Here is a 22,784-nt window from a genome sequence, read left to right as displayed (position 1 = left end):
AGGCGAGGCCGGTAACCGTCGATCGGGAAAGGCGAAGTAGGTTACGCTGAAGCGCGCCGGCGGACGCTGCGGGGTAAACTCACGCTAGCAGGCCGCTGAAAAGGGCCCATCTGCTTCGTTGGCGCCCTCGGCCGCACGCTCAACGTACAGGGAGTACGCCTCGCGCGCGGCCGTCGGGCGCCGCCTCGCATCTGGACCTTTTTGAGCGGCCTGCAGAGCTTTCCCGCATCGGGCTAGAAGGCGTCGGGGGCGGAGGCGATCCGATCGAGATCGGCCCGCGTGTACGAGCCGAGGCTCCGGAAGTCGAGCTCGGTGTAGTTCCTGATCCACCGCATGGCGATCCTCGCCGCCTTCTGGTAGCGCTGCTCCGCCTCGGCGTACGTGGCGCGCCCGCGGTCGTCCTTCACGGTGGCCCTGAGCCGAACGAGGATGTCCTCGGTCTCCTCCTGGAGGAGCCGCTTCACCAGCGGGAAGTCGTGGAGCTGCAGGCCATCGGTGGTCTTCGCGCGGTGCCGGATGCGCTGGGCGATCTGCGCCACCGACATGCGGCCCGTGGCGAGGTCCTCCATGAGCGCCGGGTGGACGCCTGGCTTGCCCGCCAGACTGTCGATCCCCTTGGCCCCGCGCCCGTTGAGCCAGCCTTCCAGGTACTCGACGACCATGCGTGCATTGCGGCGCGTCCCTTCCAGCGTGATGGGGCCGGCGGGCACCTCGATCGTGACCGGATAGCGGTCCGGGTTCGCCATCTCGGCCGTGGGCGTCCAGCCCGAGCCGATGAGCTCCTTGAAGGGATCGCCCGCGGTCTTCATGTGGAAGATGTGCGCCACCCAGGCGCGGATGAAGCCCTGGCGCGCCTCCCACTCCTTGTCCTGCCTGATGGCCTCCCCCGCCACGCGGTTGACTTGCGGATCCGCGCTCGGCAGCGCCGTGGCCATGCCGCCGATGGGCGCGGCCCCGCGCTTGAGACAGATGGCCACCAGCCGCCGGAAGATGTTGGCGAGGAACGGGGTGGTCTTGATGTCGACGCCGAAGCGGTCGGGCCACACGGACCGGGGGTCCGCCATGACGAACTCGAAGATGCTCGCCTTGAGGTCCCAGCGCGCGGCGTTGAGCCCGCCCGCGTATGGGCCGAGGGCGTAGAGCATCTCCTCCATCTGGTAGACCGCCGGCAGGGACTCGACGAGGGGAATGGCGCTGATCACGGCGTTCCGGAGATGCGGCAGGAGCGCGCGGCTCCTGTCGAAGAGATCGCGGTACCAGGCACATTCTTCTGCTGACTCGAGCTTCGGGAGGTAGAAGTAGATCCCCTGCCCCCGCTCGGCCTGGGCGCGGCCGACGTAGTAGAGGGTCAGCGCGGTCCCCAGGGTCGCCGCGGAGATGGGCCGGCCGTCCACGGTGAAGTCCGGCTCGTCCAGGTGGATGCCGCGCTCCCGGTGCATGAAGAAGGGCAGCTCGCCGTCGGCGATCTTGTACTCCTTCCCCTTGTCGGCGTCGACGTGGCGCAGCTCGCGGTGGACGGCGGCGACCCGGTTGTGCGCCGCGCGCACCGTGTCCACGAGGCGGTGGCCGGCCGAGTCCTCGTCGTCGTCCAGATCACCCACGGCCCGCTCCCGCTCGGGCCCGGGATTCAGCGCGTTGATGAACATGCTCGTGATGGAGCACGGACCCGAGATCTCGATGCCCGGCTTGCGCAGGTCCGCCGGCACCGGCGGGACCTTCCAGTCACCGGTGTTGATGGCACTCCGCGGCGGATGCGCGGGCAGGATCCCCTGCTGGAGCGCGCGGGCGAGGACCTCCTGGCGCCGGGCGAGCAGCGCCCGGACCCGCGGCGTGAACTCGTCGTGCAACCGGACGACGTAGTCGACGAACTCAGAGGTGAACAGCTGGGCGGCCCCTTCCACGGGAGCCCACTGCGCGCGCGTCACGGCCTGACTCGCCGAACCGGTCGTTGCAGCCATCGATGTGCCCTTCCTTTCTCAGGACGTCAGGGTGTGGCGGCGGGCGCGGCGGCGCCCCTGCCAGAGCGTTCTCAGGCCGAAGTAGGCGCAGGCGTCCTTGAGGTCCGAGAAGAGGCGCTGGCCCCCTCCCATCTCCTGGCTCGTCACGTATTCCAGGGTGAGCACGACGCGCCGGTCGCCGGCCCGCGAGGGGCTCACTCCGTGGTACACCTTGTCACCGTTGAAGATCACCATGGAGCCGGGGGTGGTGGCGACGGCGAGCTCGCGGGGCGCGCGCCCCGGCTGGCGCGTGTGGAGCCGGCAGAGGAGGCGGCTCGACGATTGCTGCACCAGACCCACGAGGATCGTGTAGCGGGCCCCCCGGTAGTGGGAGGTGTCGTAGTGGTAGCCCATGTGGTCCCCGGCCGCCGTGTAGAAGTACAGCGCGCAGGCGTGGGGATCCTCGTCGGGGCAGAGCTTGAGGTCGGCCCGGACCAGCCGACCGAGAAAGGACCGGAGGGCCTCCGACCGGTAGAGGCCCAGCAGCGCGGGCCCGCCGTCGGCGATGGCGAAGTGGCTCACGCTCCCGCCCTTCTTGTGCCGGGGAACGTAGTTGCGGTGCAGCCCCGGCTCGAGGCGCTCCACGTCCTCCAGGAGCCGCCCCACCACCTCGGGAGGCAGGGCCTCCGGGATGAAGAGGAACTCGCCTAGCTCCCAGTACTCTCGCTCGAGCGCCGCCGCGTCCAGGCGGGCGAGCGCCCGCTCGACGCCGGCGACGACCGTGGGCGCGGCCGCCGGCGGGGCCGGGGCCGCCTCACGGCCCACGCTTCGTCACCTCACGCATAGGGGGCTAAGCGTAGCACACGTTGTATAGTGCGGGAATGCTGGGCGGTCTCGATCGCCTCCATCCGTTCCAGACCGCGGGAGCCCAGCGCCTCGCGCTCCTCTTCGGCGTCGTCTACTTCTCCCAGGGGATGTGGTACCTGCCCAACCAGACGATCACCATCGTCTTCAAGGACTCGGGCTTTTCGGCCGGCCAGGTGGCGACCTTCTTCACCATCAGCACGCTGCCGTGGCTGATCAAGCCCGTGTACGGGCTGGTTTCCGACTTCGTCCCGCTCTTCGGCCGCCGGCGAAAGAGCTACTTCCTCCTGACCTCGGCGCTCGCGGCCACGGCGGGGCTGGCGCTGGGATTCCTGACGGAGCGCCCGTACTGGTGGCTGACGGGGCTCTTCACCGTGATGGGGCTGGGGCTGGCGTTCACGGACGTGCTGACCGACGCGCTGATGGTGGAGAGCGGCAAGCCCCTCGGGCTCACCGGGGCCTTCCAGGCCGTGCAGTGGGCCTGCATCTACGGCGCCGCGATCCTCGTGGGCATCGTGGGGGGACGGCTGGCGGAGACGCGGAGTCTCGGGTGGGCCTTCGTCGTGGCGGGGTGCTTCCCGCTCGTCTCCTTTCTCATGGCCCTGCTCTTCGTCAGGGAAGCCCCCGCACGGACCGACCGGGAGGCCTTCCGCGAGACGTTCCGCGCCATCCGAGGGGCCGTCACCGAGCGCGAGATCTGGATCGTCGCAGGGTTCATCCTCTTCTGGACCTTCAGCCCGTCCTTCGGGCCGGCTCTCGTCTACTACCAGACGGACCGGCTCAAGTTCAGCCAGCAGTTCATCGGGCTCCTCGGCTCGCTGGGCTCGGCAGCCGCCGTGGTGGGGGCCCTGGTGTATGCACCCCTCTCCCGACGGATGCCGCTCAAGTGGCTGATCAACGGCGCCATCGGCGCGGGGGTGGTCGGCACGCTGGCCTACCTCCTCTACCGCGACGCCACCTCCGCCATCTGCATCGACATCGTGTTCGGCTGCGTCGGCATGATCGCGCAGCTGGCCTTCCTCGACCTCGCCGCCAAGGCCTGCCCGCGCCGGGCGGAGGGCACGTTCTTCGCGCTGCTCATGTCCGTCTTCAACGGCGGAGCCCAGGGGTCCCAGGTGGCGGGCGGCTACCTCTACGACTGGCTCGGCTACACACCGCTGGTGCTCATCTCGGCGGCGATGACCCTTCTCGCCCTGCCCCTCGTCCCTCTGGTGCAGGTGGAGCGGATCGAGGCGCGCGCGCGTGCCGAGGCCGCGGCGAACTCGTCCGGCGCCGTCACACCGTGAGGGCGGAGCCCCGCCGGCTCACGGGGCCTTCCGCTCCTCGCGCTCGAGGGCCTGCCGGGCCGCCTCGTAGCTCCGCCTGAGCCAGCGTATGGCCCGCCCCACGTCCCTCGACGTCTCCACCCGGCACTCGACCCACCCGCGCGCCGCAAAGCGGCGGTGGGGCACGAAGCCCGGCACCTCGAGGGCGCGCCGCTGCTCCTCGGGCGTGAGGCGGATCCAGAGGTCCGTGTCCTGGACGCGCAGGGGAAAGCAGGCGAAGAGCTGGGGCCCGACGAAGTAACCCCAGCGCCCGAACATGGGGGTGATCTTCACCCGCGGCCAGGCCCCGAGCTGGCGGTTGAGCTCGGCGGCCGGCCCGATCCCGCCGCGCTTGAGAGTCCGGCGCGTCTTGCGCCCGGGCCCGAGGCCTCTCACGCGGCCTTTCATGGGCGGGTCAGCGCTTTCCCCCCGCCAGCCGGCGCGCCTCGGGGAGCGCGCGCAGCCAGAGGATGCTCGCGAGCCCGAGAGCACCGCCCACGCCCAGCACCGAGAAGGCCGAGCCCCACGCCGCCACGGCGGTCCGATCCTGGTAGAGGTCGAGCACCAGGCCGAAGACGATGGGCGCGATGGCGCCGGCGCCGAAGCCCAGGAGGGACCGGATGGCCAGCACCGAGCCGAGCCGCTCGGGGGGGACGGTCTCCGTGATCCCCGTCGAGTAGACGGGGGAGTCACCGAGGGCCGAGAAGCCGTAGATGCAGCCGGCCACGAGGACCAGCGCGACCGGGGCGCCCAGCAGCCAGCCGAAGCCGAACGAGCAGGCGCTGCTCAGGAGCATCATCCCGGCGATGACGGCGGTGCGCCCCCAGCGGTCCGAGAGCCAGCCGCCCGTGCTCGAGGCGGCGATGCCCATCACGTGGAAGAGCGCCGTGAGCCCGGCGCCGAGCCCGGCCGCCGGCGTGGGAGCCGTCCCGTGGGCCACGAGGACCGCCGTCATGAACGCCGGGGTCCAGGCCCACATGCCCAGCAGCTCCCAGGAGTGGAACACATAGCCGGCGATCATGAGCTGCGCCGCGCGGTTGCCCGACAGCCCCGTCTCCCACCTGAAGCGGCCCGAGGGCACGGCGCGCGCCGACCCCCCTCGAAACAGGCCCAGGGACAGCAGCAGGCAGCCCACCGGCCCCAGCGCCAGGACGAACAGCGCCGCACGCCAGCCAGCGTGCCCCACGACGAACCCGCCGACGGCCAGGGCCAGCACATACCCCACCGACGAGGAGGCGAGGAACCAGCCGACGGCGCCGCCGCGCCGGGCGGGCTCGAAGCGAGCCGCGATCAGCATCACACCCGGCGTGTAGGTCCCCGCGATGGCCACCGCCGAGACAAAGAACAGGACCAGGGCGGAGAGATGCCCGTGGGCGAAGACCGGAATGAGGAAGGAGGTGGCGGCGGCGAGGACAGCCGCACCGAGGAAGACAGCCCGCGGGCCCAGGTAGTCGGCCAGGACCGAGAGCACCACCAGGGACAGCGCCGTCCCCGCCTGGCTGGCGGAGTTGATGCTGCCGGCCGCGGTGAAGGAGAGCCCCCACTCCTCCTGGACCGCCGCCAGCACCGTCGGGTAGGCCATCGACATGACCGAATGCCCGGTCCGGGCCAGACAGATGCCCACGAGCCAGAGGGTGTGGCTGCGATGCTCGCCGGAGGTCTCGGTCACGAGCGGAGGCGGCGCCCGGAGCGCTCGGGCGCTCAGGGAAAGTGGTAACGGCTGATGTGGAGGTGGACGCCGTGTGACGAGCGCGGCTCGATGGTGACCTCCGAGGCGCCGACCAGCATGGCGGCTCCCGCGCCCCGCAGACGCCCCAGGAGGGAGGCCATCTCCGGCGCCACCATGGACAGCGCCACCATGCCCTCGACGTTCCCCACCTCGGCAGCCGGGACCATCAGCAGCGTGCCGCCGCCCGCCCAGCCGAGCATGCAGCGGGTGCCGCGGTTCATCGCCACCTCCGGCAGCCCGAACAGGCGCTGAAAGCTCTCGGCGGCGGCGGCAGGCTCGCGGCAACCCACGACGAGCCGCTTGAGGCGCACCGGCGAGTCCCGGGATTCCGTTCCCGGCGGCGGCGTGGCCAGCTCCACCAGCACGCCGTGACACGCCTTCGGGCTGAGGAAGGCGATCCGCCCGGCGAGCCCCTCGCGGGGGCGCTCGTCCAGCAGCGGTACGCTCTGCGCCTTGAGCCCGCCAAGTGCCACGTCCACGTCGGGGGTCTCGAAACAGAGGTGGTGGAGCCCCTCGCCACGACGGGCCAGGAAGCGCGCCACGCCGCTGTCCGCCGTCATGGGCTCCAGCAGCTCGATCTCGCTCTCGCCGGCGGCGAGGAGCGCGGCCCGTACGCCCTGGTCGGGGATCTCGGCCTGACGCCGCAGGGGCAGCCCCAGCGTGTCGCACCAGAAGCCATAGGCGCGGCGGAGCGACCCGACGACGACGCCGATGTGGTGGATCTTGCTGACCGTGCACTGGCTCATGAGCCGATCAGCGGACGAAGGCCGCGTCCCGGCGGGCCAGCGCGTCCTTGATCCGGACGCGTCTGCCAGTCCGATTCCAGTCGAATCACGACGTCCCACCGTAGCCGACAACCGCGGTGTTTTCAAGGACTCGCCGTCTGTTCCAGGGGCGGGAGAGGCGGGCCGGGCGCGCCCCTCACGCGGCCTCGAAGAGTTTCCTGAACTTCTCCCAGGGCACCGGGGGCACCGCGGCCAGGCGGCCGTTCTCCTCCACGTGCGCGACAGCCTTCATGCCCACGAGGGCGGAGCCGATGCCGGGCGTCGAGCGCACGAACTGGAGCGCGCGCTGGGCGTCGGTCTGGAGCCCGGGGAGAAACCGGCCCACCACCTCCGGGAGGCCCCGGGCGAGCTGGCCCTGGTAGATGGACGCGGAGCTCACCACGTAGAGACCGAAGCGCTCGGCGGCCTCGAGCGGCGTCACCGTGTCTCGCCCCGCGCGCTGGTTGGCGGTGGTGAAGGCCTCGGTCATGCCCAGGTTGTACGGGAGCTGGATCACGCGGCAGTGGTGCCCCTCGCCCGCCACCTCCACGGCCAGGCCCACCAGCTCTTCCAGCGAGAGGTAGTCGGGGGCCGCGGGCGGCTGACGGTAGCCGGTCCAGGTGGCCGTGCCGTAGAGGCGGATCGTCCCGGCGCTCACGGCGCCCTCCAGGAACTCGAAGGCATGGCGCACCCGCGCGAGAAAGGTGGAGCGATCGACGGCCGGGAGCTGCATCTCCGGGTTGTGGAGGTAGTACACGTCGAGGGTCCCGACGCCGAGGTTGGCCCGGCTCCGCTCGAGCTGGTCGGCGAGGAAGCGCGGGGCGAGGCAGTGGCAGCCGCCCACGACGTCCTCGGGGCGGACGATACCGGGACGGACGTAGGTGTCGGCCACATAGGCGCCGGGATTGGCCGGCACGGCGCCGTCGAAGGGGATGAAGCCCCCCTTGGTGGCGATTACCACCTCCTCGCGCCTGGCGCCGCCCGCGGCGATGAGTGCGCGGAGGGCCGCGCCGATGGCGCGCTCGCTCCGCTGCTGGCGGTAGTTCACGGCGGAGTCCACCACGTTGATTCCGATCTCGAGGGCGCGGGTCACCGCCTCGCGGTACGCGCGGTCGGTGGGATCGTCCTCCCCGCCCAGATAGGTGCCGATGCCCACGGAGGACAGCGTGAGCCCGCGCCAGGAGCGGAAGTGCTCCGGCACCGCGCGTGCTCCCACGCGGGCGCGGTAGGCCGCCGTGCCCTCGGGCGTCGCGAATCCCTGGATCACGTCAGGTCTCCCGGTACACGAGCAGGAGTGCGCCGATCAGCACCATGGACACTGCCCATACCCACCCGGGCACCCCGTTCGTCCCCTCGGGAAGTCTCAGCTCGATCCACCGCCCCCACCCCATGAGGACCGCCAGGAGTCCCATGGGCGCGTGGGACACCTCCGCCAGGAACTCCGCCTTGAGGTTGAACATGGCGTGGGAGTGGGTGAGCAGCACCGCGCCGCCAGCGGCGCAGAGCAGCGGGAAGACGAGCTGCCAGCCCGGGCGCCTCAGTGGGCCGATGCGCCCCAGCCATTCGAAGAGGCCAATGGCCACCACGAAGAGCACCGCCAGCCGGTGCTGCAGGACGTCGGGCAGCGTCATGCTCTCCCAGAACCCGGCGGGTCCCAGCGGCCAGGCGCGGGGATCGTTCCGGATGAACATGAAGGCCGCGAGACCCAGGAAGAGGAGCGGCCAGTGGCGCGCCCAGCGGGGCCGGCCGGTCCGGTCGAGCACGGCCAGAACTCCCATGGCGAACACGAACATCCCGGCGGCGTGATGGTTGTACTCGGACCAGGCGTACTCCTCGGGCTGCCGGATCCCGAGCGTGTCGGCAATGGGCGCCGCCGCGGCCAGAAGTTGCCCCACGGGGGGGGAGGTGAGCCTCGGCATCCCGGGCAAGAAGCGCGCGGCCACCTCGGCGGGGGTGGCCCGGTCGGCCACCACGTCGATCCCTGGCGGCAGCGAGGTGAGCGAGGCCGCGGAGAGCAGCACCGTCAGCCCGATGCCGAGCTCCGCCTCCACGAACGCACGCAGCCGCGCGGTCGCGTCCCCCGCGGGTCCGCCGCCCGTCCGTCTTCGCAGGACGAGGAAGTTGAGGGCCCCCAGCAGAAGCGCCGCCCCCAGGAGAGCGACCTTGGTGACGACCATGAAGCCGTAGCCCGTGCCGATCAGGGCTTCCCAGCCGCCGACATAGTGGCGCATGAGGAAGAGACCTGGCCCCACCACGAGCGCGACGCCGAAGAGCGCCAGCGCCGAGAAGCGCCCGAGCACCGCCGCCCCCAGGCGATCCGCCGCCTCGTCACCGGGCGAGAGTCGCCACGAGCCCCGGAGCCGCCAGAAGCCCATGAGGTGGATCAGGCCGCCCACCCAGATCACCGCCCCCGCCTGATGGACGACGGTCATTGCCATGAGCGGGGCTCGCCCCTCGAGCCGACTCGTGGCATGCGCCAGCCAGGCCGCGTTGCCAAGCAGGACGAGGGAGATCGCGACAGCGACCATCCACCCAGCCGGCGAGGTCGGGTGGGCACGGAGCCAGGCGGCGCAGACGGCAAGGCCCAGCGCCAGCACGACGCTCACGAGCCCGGCTCGTGCGAAGGCCGTGGAGAGGACCTCGCGCAGGGCCCAGCCGCCCGTCTCGTCGGCGAGCGCCCAGGGCTGGAGCACGGTCAGGATCACGAGGCGTGCGGCCGCCAGCACGAGCGCACCCGCGATGATGAGGCCCAGCGCCCGCCGGGCCGCAGCCTCCACAGGGGGACGGCGGCGCCCGAGCGGGCGCAGGGCCCAGAGCGCGTAGCCGACACCTCCGACGGACGCGCTGAGGGCCACGAGGGCGAGCCCCCGCAGCAGCACGTCGAGGAAGCCGGCCAGCAGGGTCATCCCGCTACCGCGCCGCCCTGACCGTGAACCGGAGCGCGCCCTCGGTGATGTGGCCGTCGGCGGCGAGCACCTTGAACCGCGCCACGTAGGTGCCGGCGGGGAGCGGGCGCAGCCGGATGACGAGCCGGTCCGGGCCGGGCGGCAGGCCAGGAGCGCCGGATGACACCGGCAGCGGCACGGGGCGCCCCCCGACCTCCTCGATCGTCACGCGGCTGAGTGCCTGCTCGAGCCTGCTGTTGAAGCGCAGCACGATGCGGTCCGGCGGCAGGGAGAGCACGGCGTCGTGAGCGGGCGACGACTCCAGCACGATCGCGTGGCCGGGGGCGGCGGCCGGGAGGGAGAGCGTGACCGTCAGCGCCAGCGCCGCCACCTGCCGGAGCTGGATCGCCGCGCGGGACGAGCCGGAGGCCACGTCCCTAGCGCCAGTCGTCGAGCACCAAGTCGTTGGGATCCTCGTCGTCGATCTGCTTGCCCCGCTTCATGCGAACCATGATGAGGTCCATCTGGTAGCCGCGCTCGAGCAGGGTCTGATAGGCCGTCCAGTAGTAGGTGTAGACACCCGCCACGACGCGCTGCAGCCCCGCCTCGTGGGCCAGGTCCTCGAGCGCTCCGAGCAGGGCGTGCAGGTGCTCCGGCTTCCGGTGCTTGGGATCGATGGCGAGGAACTTGACGTAGAGACTCCCCTGCGGCGCCTCGCTGACGCCGGGCGTGTGGTAGATGGCGAAGCCGATCGCCTCACGGCCCTTCTCGAGGATCAGGGTGTCGCCCAGCGCCAGGCCGTCCGCGATCTCGATTTCCTTGCCGAGGTCCAGGCCGCGGAAGATCCCGTTGGTGATCCGGTGCAGCTTGACGATCGCGGCCTTCTTCCTGGCCTCCTCGAGCGTGGAGTAGCGTCGGACGCTCAGCGCCGGCCTGGTCGCGCGCGTGGCCTGGACGATCTCGGGGCGGTCCAGCGGCTTCGCGGTGATGACCACGAGCCCGCGCGGACGGTAGCCGAACTTCTGGTAGGGGACGAGATGCCGCGGGCTGTACGGATAGGTGGCCAGCCCCTGCATGACAGCCTTGTTCTCGTCGAAGAAGCCCTGGCAGGCCGTGAGGAGCTGCTGGCCGATGTCCTGGTTCTGGTAGTTGGGGAGGACGGCGATGGGCCCGACCAGGCCGAGGGTACCCCACATGACGGCGACGGCGGCGCCGACGATCTTCCCGTCGCCTTCCTCGGCGACGAAGCACCCCCACGGCTCCATGAGCCAGCGGTGGTGGACGTACTGCGCGCCGCCGAACACCTGGCGCGGACGCGTGCCCATCTGCCGCTCGTAGAAGTCCAGGAAGGCCTGCTCGACGACGTCGCGGACCTTGGAGAGGTCTCCCTTGCGCACGCGGCGGATCTTGATGAGGGGGGAGCGCCCCTGGGTATCGAGGCCGGGCCGGTCCACGGTGGCTCTCATGCCTGGCCCGGGAACCCCGCCAGCTCCTCGAGCAGCGTGATCACCCCCGAGTGGTCCAGGTCACCGCGCCCCTTGACACGCAGGGCATTGAACAGCTCCTGCACCACGGCCGTGCAGGGCAGCGGCACGCCGAGGGCGCGGGAGGCCTCCATGATCAGCCCCAGGTCCTTGAAGTGCAGGTCGACCTTGAAGCCGGGCTTGTAGGTCCCCGACAGGTAGTTGGGGGCCTTCTGATCGAGGCACCGGGACCCGGCGAGCCCGCCCCCCAGTGCCTTGAGCGTCAGCTCCCGGTCGAGCCCTGCCTTCCGCGCGAGCGTGAGCGCCTCGCCGAGCGCTGTCAGGTTCAGGGCGACGATGATCTGGTTGGCGAGCTTCGTGAAGCCGCCGGCGCCCAGCGGGCCGAGAAGCGTGATGGTCTTGCCCAGGACCTGGAACACGGGCAGGGCGGCCTCGAAGTCCGCCTTGTCTCCTCCCACCATGATGGACAGTGCTGCCTCGATGGCCCCCTTCTCGCCGCCCGAGACCGGGGCGTCGAGCATGCGCACCCCCTTCGGGGCGAGCGCGGCGCCCACCTTCTGCGAGGCAAGCGGCGAGATGGTTGACATCTCGAGGTACAGGAGCCCCGGGCGAGCGCCCTCGATGATGCCGCCCTTGCCGAGCGCCACCAGCTCCACATCCGGCGAGTTGGGGAGCATCGTGATGAGGATCTCCACCTGGCCGGCGACTTCCCGGGGGGAGGCCGCCGCCCTTGCCCCCGCCCCCACCAGTTCCTGCACCGGGCCCTGGTTCCGGTCGTGGACGACCAGCGGGTAGCCGGCCTTGAGAAGGTTCTTCGCCATGGGCCGGCCCATGATACCCACGCCAATCAATCCAATGAGTTGCGCCATGATGACCTCGCGGGATGGGAGAGTGGGACGGGGCGCGTCATCCCCGCACGCGCTCAATTAGCACACGGTTTCTCGGGGAGTCAAGCCATAAGTGCCGTCCCCATGAACCTCCCGTGCCTGGCGGTTCTGTCAGATCCGTATGAAATTCTGGACATTTTCACGAGTCCGGGAGTGGGGATACGTTCTGCTATCGATCATCGACGAGCGCAGGAGGAGATCTCATGGCGGATACCGTGCCCCAGCAGTTGCGGTTGTTCGTTCAAGCAACCCAATGTGTCGTTGACATCGATCCCGAGCCCTCTGTACCCTCCCGGACAGCCACGCCCATGACGACAGCTGAGGCCACGCAGACCCTATCACTTGGAGCAGTTCCAGGTGCGAAGCGCGCGCTGATGACCGGGCTGCTCGCCGGTCCCGATCCGGTGACGAGCGAGCGTCTGGCCGCCCATCCTGAGGCGCTGGGGGCGCGGGAGTGGTGGCTCTGGACGCGCCAGCGCGGGGTGCCGCTGCAGGCGGTCGCCCTCCAGTTTCCCATGCGCCACCCCGGGGTGGGGACGGTCGTGATCGGCGCGAACAACCCTCTGGAAGTCGAGGAGAGCGTCGCCGCCGCCACGTTCCCCGTGCCGGCTGAGATCTGGACCGAGGTCGAGGAGCGGATGCGCCGCCGCGCCTGAGCCGGACCGTGCCCGAACTGCCGTCCGGCACCGTCACCTTCCTCTTCACGGACGTCGAGGGGTCGACCCGGCTCCTGGAACGGCATCCGCAGGCCTACCGCGCCGCCCTCGGCCGCCACCACACCGTCTTGCGAGAGGCCGTCGAGAGGAACGGTGGCACGATCTTCGAGACGGTGGGTGACGCCATCTATGCCGCGTTTTCGTCTGCCACGGACGCCGTCGCGGCCGCGCTGCGTGCTCAGCAGGACCTTCACGGCGAGCCAGGGGGTGACCTCGGCCGGCTCAAGGTGCGGATGGGCTTGCACACGGGCGCGGTCGAGCTCCAGGGTGACCATTACTTCGGAGCCGCGCTCTACCGTTGCGCGCGGCTGACGAACGCCGGCCACGGGGGACAGGTCGTGCTCTCGTCGGTGACGGCGGAATTGGTGCGGGAGACGCTACCGGATGGCGCAGGTCTCAGCGACCTCGGCGAGCACCGGCTCAAGGACTTGCAGCGGGCGGAGCGGATCTTCCAGCTGCTGTCCCCCGGCCTCCCGGCCGACTTTCCCCCATTGCGCACGCTCAGCGGCGTTCGGAACAACCTCCCGGTGCAGCCCACGGCGTTCGTCGGTCGCGAGCGAGAGGTTGAAGCAGCATGCGCGCTCCTCCGCCGTCCCGACACGCGCCTGCTCACACTCACGGGCCCCGGGGGCGTCGGGAAGACGCGGCTCGGGCTCCAGGTCGCCGCCGAGGCGCTCCACGAGTTTCGGGACGGTGCCTTCTGCGTGCCGCTCGCTCCGGTCATCGCCCCTGATCTGATGGTCCCGACCATCGCCAAGATTCTGGGGGTCCAGGAGAGCGAGAACCGGCCGATGCTGGACAGCCTGAAGGAGTACCTCCACGACAGTGAGCTGCTGCTCGTGCTCGACAATTTCGAACACCTCGTGCCCGCGGCGGCCCAGGTGGCGGATCTCCTGTCCACGTCCCAGCGGGTGAAGGCGCTCGTCACCAGCCGCGAAGGATTGCATCTGCGCGGCGAGCAGCAGTTCCCCGTGCCTCCTCTGGCCTTGCCGGATCGCAAGCGCGTGGAGTCGGTCCCGCGGTTGACGAGCTACGAGGCGGTCCGATTGTTCGTCGAGCGCGCCCAGGCGGTGAAGGTCGACTTCGCCGTCTCCGAGCAGAACGCGGCCGCCGTCGCGGAGATCTGCCACCGCCTCGATGGCCTGCCGCTCGCCATCGAGCTGGCCGCCGCTCGCGTCAATGTCTTCTCGCCTCAGGCGATGCTCGCGCGCCTCGAGCGCCGGCTGGCGGTCCTCACAGGAGGCCCACGGGACCTGCCGGCCCGGCAGCAGACCCTGCGCCAGGCGATCGCCTGGAGCTACGAGCTGCTGACCCTGGCGGAGCAGGCGCTGTACCGGCGGCTCGCAGTCTTCGTCGGGGGGTGCACGCTGGAGTCGGCGGAGGCCGTGATCGGGGTCGAAGAGGCAGGCGCGGGTCTCGATGTCATCGACGGCATCGCGTCCCTGGTCGACAAGAGCCTCCTGCGACGTGACGAGGGGGGAGACGCCGAGCCGCGGTTCAGGATGCTCGGGACGATCCGGGAGTATGCGCTCGAGCGGCTGATCGAAGCGGGGGAGTCGGACCGGTTTCACCGTCGCCACGCCGACGGCTGCCTCACCCTGGCCGAACAGGCGGAGCCCGGCCTGATCGGGCCCCTCCAGGCCGCATGGCTGGATCGCCTGGAGGAGGACCACGACAACCTGCGAGCCGCGCTCTCGTGGCTCGCACGGCACGGGCCGGTTGACCACGGGCTACGCCTGGGCGCAGCGCTGAGGCGATTCTGGCGCGCGCGCAGCTACATCACGGAGGGCCGCGAGCGGATGTCGGCGCTGCTCTCGTTACCGGGCGCGCAAGGACGTACGGCGTCGCGCGCGAAGGCCCTGCACGCGGCGGGATGGCTGGCCCGCGAGCAGGGTGACTACGGCGCCGCGCGGGGGCTGTTCGAGGAAAGCCTGGACATCTACCGCGGGCTGGACGACGCCCGCGGCATCGGCTGGGCGCTCGTGAATCTGGGATTCCTCACCCGGTATCAGGGGGACTACGTCGCCGCCCGCTCTTTGCTGGAGAAGAGCCTGGACCTGCTGAGGCGCGTGGGGGACACGGAAGGCATGGCAGCCTCGCTCGGCAACCTGGGGCTCATCGCCCGCGACCAGGGCGACCCCAACGGGGCCGAGGCGCGCCTGGAGGAGAGTCTAGCCCTCTGGCGGGATCTGGGCGACCGGGTGGGGTTCGGCTGGGCGCTCACCGCCTTGGGCATGGTGGCGAGGGCCCAGGGCCGGCTCGATGCGGCGCGCGCCCATCTCGAGGAAAGCCTGGCCGTGTGGCGCGAGCTCGGAGACCGGCAGAATATCGCCAACGTGCTGGCCACGACGGCCGGGTTGGCCCGCGACCAGGGCGAGTACGACGTGGCACGGGCGCGCCTGACGGAGGGCCTGGAGATCTTGAGGGAGGTCGGGGACCGGCGGGGCATGGCGTTCGTCCTGGAGGGCTTCGCGGCTCTGGCCGCGGCCGAGGCTCAGCCGGCTCGCGCGATCTGCCTGGCCTCTGCCGCCGCGACGCTGCGCCGGATCATCGGCGCCACCGCCCCACCGGCCTGGCGGTCCGATCTCGAACGCAGCCTGGAAGCCGCCAGCACCGGATTGAGCCGCGAAGCGGTGGAGGACGCCGGTGCGCGGGGACGTAGGATGACTCTGCCCGAGGCGGTCGCACTCGCCCTCGGAGTGCCGTTACGGACCGACTCGAACCGGACGGGCACATGACCGAGCGGATCATCCCGGACCGAAATCGTTGAGCCTCGAAGGCGCGACTAGCTCCCCTGCTGCCGAACCCGCTCCTCGACCTCAGCCCAGATCTCGTCTGGGATCGGGAAGGTGGCCGCCGCGACGTTCTCCTCCACCTCGCGCACCGAGCGAGCGCCGACGCTGGCGCTGCTCACACCCGGATGGCGCAACGCGAACTGGATCGCCACGGCTTGCAGCGGCACCTCGCGCTCCCGCGCCCAACGCCACCACTCGTGGGCCGCCGGCGCGTCAGGATGGGTGGCGAGCTGCGCATTGGCGAGCGGATCATCCCCGGCGAGCAGCCCAAGCAGCAGCACCCGACCCAGGAGCACGCCAACGTCTGCTGCGGCAGCCTCCTCAAGCAACGGCGCATCGGTCTGGCGCACCAGTGAATAGTCGTCGTGGGTGAGGATGAAGTCGAAACGTCCGCTCGCGATCGCACGCCGGTGAAAGTCACGACCGTAGACGGCCAGACCGATTGCGCGCAGCTTGCCTTCGCCCCGCAGCCGCTCCAGCTCGTCCACGGTTCCGCCGGGAGCGAGGACGGTGTCCATGTCGATGCTGTACACGCCGTGGACCTGCACCAGGTCGATGGAGTCGAGCCCGAGGGTCCGCAGGCTGTTCTCCACCGTCCAGCGCGTCGCGGCTGCCGAGTAGTCCCCGGAGCGCTCCGGATGCATACCTGTCTTGGTGCAAAGATGGACCCCAGGCGGGAGGCCGCCGAGCGCGGCCAGCGCGCTCCCCAGGCGCCCTTCGAACGGGCCGTACGACGGCGAATTGTCGATGTAGTTGATGCCCAGCTCGAGGGTCGATGGACGGGGTTCTGTCGTATCCTCTCCTCCCGCTTTGCACAGACCCTCCGGACTTGATGATGTCGTACGATGGGCGCCGGATCGATGTACGGGCGCTCGGTCGGCTCGTCACCCCATGGCAGCGGGGGCACCTCCGCCTCGTCGGTCTGGAGATCCCTCGGGAACCAATCTCGCTTCCCCAGCGTGAGCCAATTGTTTCGTCGCCGTCCGGTCCTGTCAAGACTATCGGGGGTTCCTCGGGTGGGGCTGGGGCCGGTGACGACCCGGATTTCTGTCATAACCCAGGGCTACCGGCAGCGCTCTCGCTAGCCCGGAGGGGGAGCGGGGAGGCGGTAGATCGCGGTGTGGAGCACCTGCGCCACGGGGCGCGCCGCCTCGCCCGCCACGATGAGCAGGTCCACCTCGACGAACTCACGCTCCTTCTTCTCGAAGAGCCCTCGCACCCGGCCTCGCGTCTCGAGCCGCTCGCCCACCCGGGCCAGGCTCAGGTGCCGGACCACGCTGCCGACGTGGATCCATGGCCCCATCCGGACATTCCGGTCGAGGGCCCGATTGGCCTGGTCGAGGTAGTAGGCGGGGTGGACGAGGCCCTCGGGGCCGCGGTAGACCGGCAGCGCATCGCTGACCTTGCCGAGGTACTCGGCCGCCGCGGCCTCATCGTAATGAGTCACGGGCGTGCCGAGCACGCCGGTCGCCGCCAGATGCTCGCGGGTGGCCGGCGGGCGCTCGGCAGGCAGCGCCGCCACCGCCCAGGCATCCGCTGCCGGCGGGTCTGGCGGGGCTGCGGGCAGGGTTGCCGTGGCAGTGGCGCATTCCCCGCCCGCCTCGGTCTCGACCGTCAAGGCGGCCGTCACCCCCGAGGGACCCTGCTCCGTGACGTGGCCCCGGACATGGACCTCCTCGCCCTCGAGCACGGGCCGCGAGAACCTCACGCTGGCCGTCCCCTTCTCCAGCCACCGGCGCCCCCACGCCTCCACCAGCGGGCGGGTCAGATAGGCGTAGACGGTGACGCCGGGCACGAGCCCGCCGCGGAAGCCGTAACGCTGGGCCACCGCGTCGTCGTGGATGGCGTTCTCGCTCTGGGCAGCCGTGTTCCGCGCGGTGACAAGGTACTCGGGGAGATTGCCTGACACTGCCTCACCCTCCCGTGTGCATGCGGGGATGGCGCGAGATCATCCGGGCGGCTCGTGGCAACGCCGCATGGCCCGCGTCAACCGGCACGCCGGTCAGCGGATGCGGCGGGCTCGGGGGCCCGGGCGCCGCCCATGAACTGCCCGAGGAGCGTGATTCGCTCCCCGCCCCTGAGCGGCGAGCTCAGCTCGTGGGCCACCCCCAGGCGGCGCAGGAGCGCGCGGAGCGTCTCGCCGGGAGCGACAGGCTCCTCGAAGAGCCGGCTGCCCGACCCATCGCCGCCCACGTACCGGGTCACCCACGTGGTGACCTCGACGGTGATACTACGAGGGCCGGCGACGCCCACCCGGCCTCGCTCCGCTCGGCAACATCTCCATATTTCGCTCGCCTCGCCGTAGGGCACGGCTCAGCTCGCCGCCTCGCTCCGCTCGGCCGTATCCCCATGTTTCGCTCGCCTCGCCGTGCGGCACGGCTCAGCTCGCCGCCTCGCTCCGCTCGGCCGTATCCCCATGTTTCGCTCGCCTCGCCGTGCGGCACGGCTCAGCTCGCCCTACCACAGCTCCTTGGCCAGCCAGTCGAGGCCGAGGGCGCGGAGCGTGTCCCTCTTGGGCTTGCCGGTCTTCCGATCGTAGCCGACCTTGGCGTACCAGCTGTCGACCATCTGCTCCCAGTGGTCCATGACCGCGTGGTCCTTGGCCGGCCCATCGACGGGCTTCGAGCCGTAGCGCTCCGACGGGTACTCCACCTCCGGCCCGATGCCGCAGCGCAGGTTGAAGGCGCGCAGGATCGCGGCCGTGCGCCGGCCGAAGCGCATGCCCTCCTCGAGCGTGTACTCCCAGCCGGTGGCCGCCGACAGCGCACGGGCGAGGTTCGCCATCCGGGTCCTGAAGGTGAACGAGCAGCCCCCCAGCGAGTCCTCGCTGGCCGACCTCGGTGGGGTGGACCGGGTTGCCCGTCTCGAGCGTCCCGGTGCTCGCGGTGCAGGTGTCGAGCATCTCCTCCCAGCGGCCGCGGTGGTCGTGCCCCCGCGGCGCGGCTCCCTTCCGCGTGTAGACGGCGCACTTCGCGGCCGCGCCGCCCACCGCCTCCGCGGCGCGCTTCGTCCCTTCGGCCAGGATGGCCCCGAAGCCCTCCCGGTGGCTGATCATCTGCAGCAGGCGATACGCCCCGTCGGCGTCCCCGAAGGCGAGCCTGAAGCCCACCTGCTCCTCGGTGAGATACCCCTTCTCCATGCACTCCATGACCCAGCCGCACACCCAGCCGAACTCGTTGACGTCCACACAGGCGCGGTCGATGCGCGTGTTGAGCCACGTGACGGCTTCCCTGTCGGTGAGGCCGATCTGCCAGCCGGCCCCGGACCACCCCTCGTACTCGGGCTCATCCACGCGCTCTCCGGCGTGCGGCCCCGTGCGGATCACCTGGATGTGGCAGTGGTGCATCCCGCAGGCGTTGCACTGGTGCCCGCGGTGGTCGAAACCGTCGCGGAGCTTCGTCGGCTCCCACTCGCCCAGGTCCACCCGGCTCACATTGGTCGTGTAGTTCTTGATGGGCAGCGCGCCCAGCTTGTAGAGGTTCACCACCCCCGGCAGCGTGCCCCAGTTGTAGAGCGTGGAGGCCGCCGGATCGGTCTTGAGGTCATGGGCGATGTCGTCGGCCGCCTGGACGAGGCCTCGCGCGTCGTACGCGGCAAGGGCCTTCGTCCCGCTCACGATGCACACGGCCTTGAGGCGCTTCTTGCCCATGACGGCGCCGCAGCCGTTCTTGGAGGCCACGTGCCCGTAGTCCCCGTGGATGGCCGCGAAGCGGACCAGGTGCTCACCGGCGGGTCCAATGGAGTACACCGACATGCGATGGCCGGAGAGCCCGTGCTCCTGCTCGAGGGCCTGCTGGGTCTCCCAGGTGTCCTTGCCCGCGAGTTGCGCGGCGTCGCGGATCTCCACCACGTCGTCGTTGATGTACAGGTAGGAGAGCTTCCGGGCCTGTCCCTGGATCACGATGGCGTCGTAGCCCGAGTACTTCAGCGCGGCCCCAAAGAAGCCGTTGGCCTGGGTGGAGGTGGCCCCGCCCGTCATCGCCCCCCGCGTGACGACCGTGAGCCCGCCCGTGCCCCAGACCGGCAGCCCCGCCAGCGGACCCGTGGCCATGATCAGGCGGTTCTCCGGGTGGTCCCAGTGCGCCTTGGGCCCCACCTCGTCGTAGAGGATCCTGGCGCCCAGCCCCACTCCACCCAGCTGCTCGCGCATCTCCTCGGGCCCCCACGGCTGGGTCCACACCTTCCCCGTGGAGAGGTTGACGCGGAGCAGCTTCCCCGCGTAGCCGCCCGGCAGGGGCCGGGCCACCCGGGTCGTGGTCGTCGGAGACTTCGTCCTCGCGGTCATCGAGGGTGCGCTCCTGGCGCTCATCGGGCGGCCGCCACGGACTGGGGGAGGTCGGGTGAGCTGGACGGCCGGCCGAGCACGGTCTGCGGCAGGAGACGCCCCGGCGTGCGCGTGGCCATGAAGGCCGGCTTGACGTCGAAGGGATTCCGTTCGAGATGCGCCTTCCAGGCCGAGAGATCCACGCCGGACTGGACCAGCCCCTTGAGGATGCCCACGTCGTTGGTCGTCCAGATGTCCTGCGCCGGGCCACAGATCATGGCCCCGGTGAGCCGGCCGTCGTGGAAGAGGAGCTTGCGGTACTGCGCGCGCCCGGGCCTGACGGCCTTGCAGACCTCCGCCGCCGCGTCGTCCCAGAGGCCGAAGGAGGCCACGTCGAGGCCGCAGACCTCCACGATGTTCATGAGGAGGCTGCCGGGGTAGGCGACGCTCCGCCCCGCCATGTTGGCGCCCGCCACGCGCCCGTGCTCCTGGGCCGTGGGCTCGATGGCGTGGACCTCGGCCTGGCCCGTGATCAGGTTCCGGCCGCGCGCCACGTCCCCCGCCGCGTACACGTTACGGATGCTCGAGCGGAGGTGATCGTCCACCAGGATCCCGCCCTGCCCGCCGTCTGCCATGTCGACGCCCGAGTCCCGGAGCCACTCGAGGTTGGTCCGGATGCCCGTCGCCATGATCACGGCGTCGGCCCGGAGCGGCCCCCCGCGCTTGACGTGAAGCGTGCGCGTGCCGCGGCGCTCCTCGACGCGCGTGAGCGTGACCCCCGCGCGGATGGCGACGCCGCGCCGCTCGAGCCACTGCGCGACGATCGCGGCGCAGGCGTCGTCCACCATTCGCGGGAGGATGCGCGGGGCGACCTCCACGATGGTGAGCCGGGCGCCGCGGGAGAGGAGGGCGTTGAGGATGGTGAAGGAGATGAAGCCGGCCCCCACCACGGCCACGCGGCTGCCGGGCCTGACCGCGGCGATGACCGCGCGCGCCTCCTCCAGCGTCCAGAAGGAGTGGACGCCGGGGCCGTCGGCGCCAGGGATCGGGGGCCGCGCCGCGCGCGACCCCGTGGCGATCAGGCAGTCGTCGTACTCGACCCGCGTCCCGTCGTCGAGCGTGACCGTGTTGGCCGCGGGGTCCAGCCCTGCCGCGCGCCGCCCGATGAGGGTCTTGACCTTCCAGGCTGCCAGCGCGGCCGGCGTCGCGGTGAAGACGCGGGACTCGGCGATGCGCTGCCCGAGGTAGTACGGCAGGACCATGCGTGAGTACGGCCGCTCGGCGGAGACCAGCGTGATCTCCGAGGCGCCGGCCCCCTCTTCTTCCCGGATGGTCCGGATGGCGTTGAGCCCGGCGGTGCCGCCGCCGATGATCAGATGACGGGTCGGCATCACGCCACCCCCTGGGCCAGCAGGCGCACGGTCCGCTCGGCGGCGAAGTCGCCCAGCCAGTCGGCGGTCTCCGCCTCCTGGTAGACGATGGCCTGGGTGGGGCAGGCCTCGGCGCAGGCGGGCGCCCCATCGCAGAGGTTGCACTTCGAGGCCTTGCTGGTGTCGGCGTCGTAGAACACGGTGCCGTACGGGCAGGCGATGGTGCAGAGCTTGCAGCCCACGCAGCGGTCGTCGAGGACCGCCTTCGCGCCGGCCGCGTTGATCCGGATGGCACCCACCGGGCAGGCCGTCATGCACCAGCCCTCGGCGCACTGGGGGCACGTGTAGGGGGCATAAGAGGTGTAGCCCTCGAAGGGCGAAACGCGGATCACGGACTTCGAAGGCTGGAACGTGCCGGTCTGCATGTACGAGCAGGCCAACTCGCACCGGAGACAGCCGGTACACCTGTCGGGGACGAGCGCGAGGACTCTCATGGTGGGCTAGCGGGTCCTCCGGCGTTGCACCCGGGACCGCCCGTGGCTCTCGAGCCGGCCGATGAAGGCGTCGAGCGGGATCGCGGGCAGGGTCATGATCTGCACCGAGCCGCGCGCCCCCATCTCGATGGAGATGGAGGAGACGGTCTCGTTGTCGGGGGCCTCGAGGATCGTCACGAAGTCGTACGGACCGAGCACCGCGTACTGGGCGCGGACCTTGGCGCCCTTCGACTCGAGCTCCCGGTTCACCTTGCGGATCCACCCCGGCCGCTCGCGCAGGACCTTCCGCCCGGACTCGCTCAGCGTGCTCAGCATCACGTAGTGTGCCACGGCCTACCTCCTGGCCTGGAGCTGCGGTCGAGCGAAATTATAGCAGAGGGCGCGCGGGGCCGACGGCGCTACTCCGCGGCGATGGCGAACTCCACGCGGCCCTCGCCGGGCTTGTCGAGCTGCCGCTGCGGGTCGGCCGGCTTGAGCCGCTCGGCGGGGATCCCCTCGACGCGCGTGAGGACGTCGCGCGTGGCGCTGAGGCGCCGCTCGAGCAGCTCCGTGACCCGCGGCTCCGGCACCGGCTCCCGTCGGCGCAGCACGGCGAGCTGCTCCTCGGGCGTCCGGGGCGGCGGCCCCTCGAGCCTCTGCTCCTTGACGTACGCGGCGACCGCCGCCGCGAAGTCGGCGAGCTTGCGCTCGCCCTGGAGCTTCTGGATCCGCGCCGTCAGCTCCTGGGTCTTGAGGCGCTCCGCATCCTCGGCCGTCACGATGGGAGTGAGCGCCAGCGTCACGTAGGGGGAACGGCGGAGGAAGTCGGCGACGCGCGTGAGGTGCGACTCCATCTCGGGGGCCACCACGGCGCTGCCCGCCGGGAACTTCACCGGGTTGACCTCGAGGCTCTCTGTCTTGTCGCTGTCGCCGCCGCGAAACAGGCGGCCGATGGCGCTGAACGGGGAGAGCAGGACCTTGCCGATGACCTGCTTGATGCCCGCCCAGATCGCCTCGCCCCAGTTGAACTTCCGGTCGCTCAGCGACCCGTCCAGCGGCAGGCTGAACGTGATGTCGCCGCGCGGGTCCTTGAGGAGCGCGACGACGAGCCCCAGCGGCAGGCCGATCCGCTTCGTCGCTTCGTCGGACCCGCGGGACTTCTCCACCTTGGGCCCCCCGAACGTCATGTCGTGCTCGGCGATGAGGCGGTCCCCCTCGATGCGGTAGTGGACCTTCGCCGCGAGCCTACCGCGGCTGATGATCCACGACGTGAAGCTGTCGGCGTAGGGGTTGGCCGCGGCCAGGGCGAAGT

21 protein-coding genes are annotated in these 22,784 nt (G+C 71.0%); 3 read left to right on the top strand and 18 right to left on the bottom strand.

All coding sequences use genetic code 11. The features are described from left to right. Nucleotides 1-233 precede the first annotated feature (233 nt). The gene (locus tag HYV93_07455; protein MBI2525806.1) at nt 234-1,958 is read right to left on the bottom strand and encodes a hypothetical protein; all 1,725 of its coding nucleotides are present in this window, start codon (nt 1,956-1,958) and stop codon (nt 234-236) included. Between the two features lie 18 nt (nt 1,959-1,976). Continuing rightward, nucleotides 1,977-2,762, bottom strand: a complete 786-nt coding sequence (locus HYV93_07450) for a 2OG-Fe(II) oxygenase (protein MBI2525805.1) — start codon at nt 2,760-2,762, stop codon at nt 1,977-1,979. 56 nt (nt 2,763-2,818) lie between these two features. Between HYV93_07450 and HYV93_07445 the strand changes: the two genes are divergently transcribed. Beyond that, nucleotides 2,819-4,087 (top strand): MFS transporter, encoded by a 1,269-nt coding sequence (locus HYV93_07445; GenBank protein MBI2525804.1) that lies wholly within the window; start codon nt 2,819-2,821, stop codon nt 4,085-4,087. Between the two features lie 18 nt (nt 4,088-4,105). Here the strand turns inward: HYV93_07445 and HYV93_07440 are convergent, their stop codons facing one another. From HYV93_07440 to HYV93_07405, 8 genes are all read right to left on the bottom strand, one after another. Next, nucleotides 4,106-4,501, bottom strand: coding sequence for a hypothetical protein (locus tag HYV93_07440; protein ID MBI2525803.1), 396 nt, complete (start codon nt 4,499-4,501; stop codon nt 4,106-4,108). Between the two features lie 19 nt (nt 4,502-4,520). Further along, nucleotides 4,521-5,774 (bottom strand): MFS transporter, encoded by a 1,254-nt coding sequence (locus HYV93_07435; GenBank protein MBI2525802.1) that lies wholly within the window; start codon nt 5,772-5,774, stop codon nt 4,521-4,523. A 32-nt stretch (nt 5,775-5,806) separates the two neighbouring features. Then, the gene (gene mce / locus HYV93_07430) at nt 5,807-6,580 is read right to left on the bottom strand and encodes a methylmalonyl-CoA epimerase (GenBank protein ID MBI2525801.1); all 774 of its coding nucleotides are present in this window, start codon (nt 6,578-6,580) and stop codon (nt 5,807-5,809) included. A 175-nt stretch (nt 6,581-6,755) separates the two neighbouring features. Beyond that, nucleotides 6,756-7,865 carry an aldo/keto reductase gene (locus HYV93_07425; protein MBI2525800.1) on the bottom strand — a complete coding sequence of 370 codons (1,110 nt, stop codon included), beginning with the start codon at nt 7,863-7,865 and terminating at the stop codon, nt 6,756-6,758. 1 nt (nt 7,866) lies between these two features. Then, nucleotides 7,867-9,504, bottom strand: coding sequence for a CopD family protein (locus HYV93_07420; protein ID MBI2525799.1), 1,638 nt, complete (start codon nt 9,502-9,504; stop codon nt 7,867-7,869). A gap of 4 nt (nt 9,505-9,508) precedes the next feature. After that, complete coding sequence (locus HYV93_07415; GenBank protein ID MBI2525798.1) at nt 9,509-9,916, bottom strand: copper resistance protein CopC; 408 nt, start codon at nt 9,914-9,916, stop codon at nt 9,509-9,511. Nucleotides 9,917-9,920: 4 nt separating this feature from the next. Beyond that, nucleotides 9,921-10,937, bottom strand: a complete 1,017-nt coding sequence (locus tag HYV93_07410) for a GNAT family N-acetyltransferase (protein ID MBI2525797.1) — start codon at nt 10,935-10,937, stop codon at nt 9,921-9,923. A gap of 8 nt (nt 10,938-10,945) precedes the next feature. Beyond that, nucleotides 10,946-11,836 (bottom strand): 2-hydroxy-3-oxopropionate reductase, encoded by an 891-nt coding sequence (locus tag HYV93_07405; GenBank protein ID MBI2525796.1) that lies wholly within the window; start codon nt 11,834-11,836, stop codon nt 10,946-10,948. Nucleotides 11,837-12,228: 392 nt separating this feature from the next. Here HYV93_07405 and HYV93_07400 point away from each other — a divergent pair, with 392 nt between their 5' ends. Together HYV93_07400 and HYV93_07395 are read left to right on the top strand one after the other, a co-directional pair. Continuing rightward, the gene (locus tag HYV93_07400) at nt 12,229-12,510 is read left to right on the top strand and encodes an aldo/keto reductase (protein ID MBI2525795.1); all 282 of its coding nucleotides are present in this window, start codon (nt 12,229-12,231) and stop codon (nt 12,508-12,510) included. Nucleotides 12,511-12,518: 8 nt separating this feature from the next. Then, nucleotides 12,519-15,308 (top strand): tetratricopeptide repeat protein, encoded by a 2,790-nt coding sequence (locus tag HYV93_07395; GenBank protein MBI2525794.1) that lies wholly within the window; start codon nt 12,519-12,521, stop codon nt 15,306-15,308. A gap of 47 nt (nt 15,309-15,355) precedes the next feature. Here the strand turns inward: HYV93_07395 and HYV93_07390 are convergent, their stop codons facing one another. The 8 genes from HYV93_07390 to HYV93_07355 form a co-directional block, all read right to left on the bottom strand. After that, nucleotides 15,356-16,183 (bottom strand): aldo/keto reductase, encoded by an 828-nt coding sequence (locus HYV93_07390; protein ID MBI2525793.1) that lies wholly within the window; start codon nt 16,181-16,183, stop codon nt 15,356-15,358. 263 nt (nt 16,184-16,446) lie between these two features. Continuing rightward, entirely contained in the window at nt 16,447-17,274 is an 828-nt protein-coding gene (locus HYV93_07385; protein MBI2525792.1) for a MaoC family dehydratase, read from the bottom strand. Nucleotides 17,275-17,351: 77 nt separating this feature from the next. Then, nucleotides 17,352-17,618 (bottom strand): hypothetical protein, encoded by a 267-nt coding sequence (locus HYV93_07380; protein MBI2525791.1) that lies wholly within the window; start codon nt 17,616-17,618, stop codon nt 17,352-17,354. 127 nt (nt 17,619-17,745) lie between these two features. Beyond that, on the bottom strand, nt 17,746-19,650 hold the full coding sequence (locus tag HYV93_07375; protein ID MBI2525790.1) for a hypothetical protein: 1,905 nt from the start codon (nt 19,648-19,650) through the stop codon (nt 17,746-17,748). Between the two features lie 20 nt (nt 19,651-19,670). Further along, nucleotides 19,671-21,020: an NAD(P)/FAD-dependent oxidoreductase gene (locus HYV93_07370; GenBank protein MBI2525789.1), complete on the bottom strand. Its 1,350-nt coding sequence runs from the start codon at nt 21,018-21,020 to the stop codon at nt 19,671-19,673. Then, nucleotides 21,020-21,493, bottom strand: a complete 474-nt coding sequence (locus HYV93_07365; protein ID MBI2525788.1) for a 4Fe-4S dicluster domain-containing protein — start codon at nt 21,491-21,493, stop codon at nt 21,020-21,022. Before HYV93_07365 ends, HYV93_07370 begins: the two co-directional genes overlap by 1 nt. 6 nt (nt 21,494-21,499) lie before the next feature. After that, nucleotides 21,500-21,823, bottom strand: coding sequence for a GYD domain-containing protein (locus tag HYV93_07360; protein MBI2525787.1), 324 nt, complete (start codon nt 21,821-21,823; stop codon nt 21,500-21,502). A gap of 68 nt (nt 21,824-21,891) precedes the next feature. Next, nucleotides 21,892-22,784 (bottom strand): hypothetical protein (locus HYV93_07355; protein MBI2525786.1); only part of this gene is annotated, 893 nt, incomplete at its 5' end.

This window comes from Candidatus Rokuibacteriota bacterium (assembly GCA_016188005.1).
Taxonomy (GTDB): Bacteria; Methylomirabilota; Methylomirabilia; order Rokubacteriales; family CSP1-6; genus UBA12499.
The sequence above is the reverse complement of the archived record's forward strand: the minus strand, read 5'-3'. Positions and strand labels throughout refer to the sequence as shown.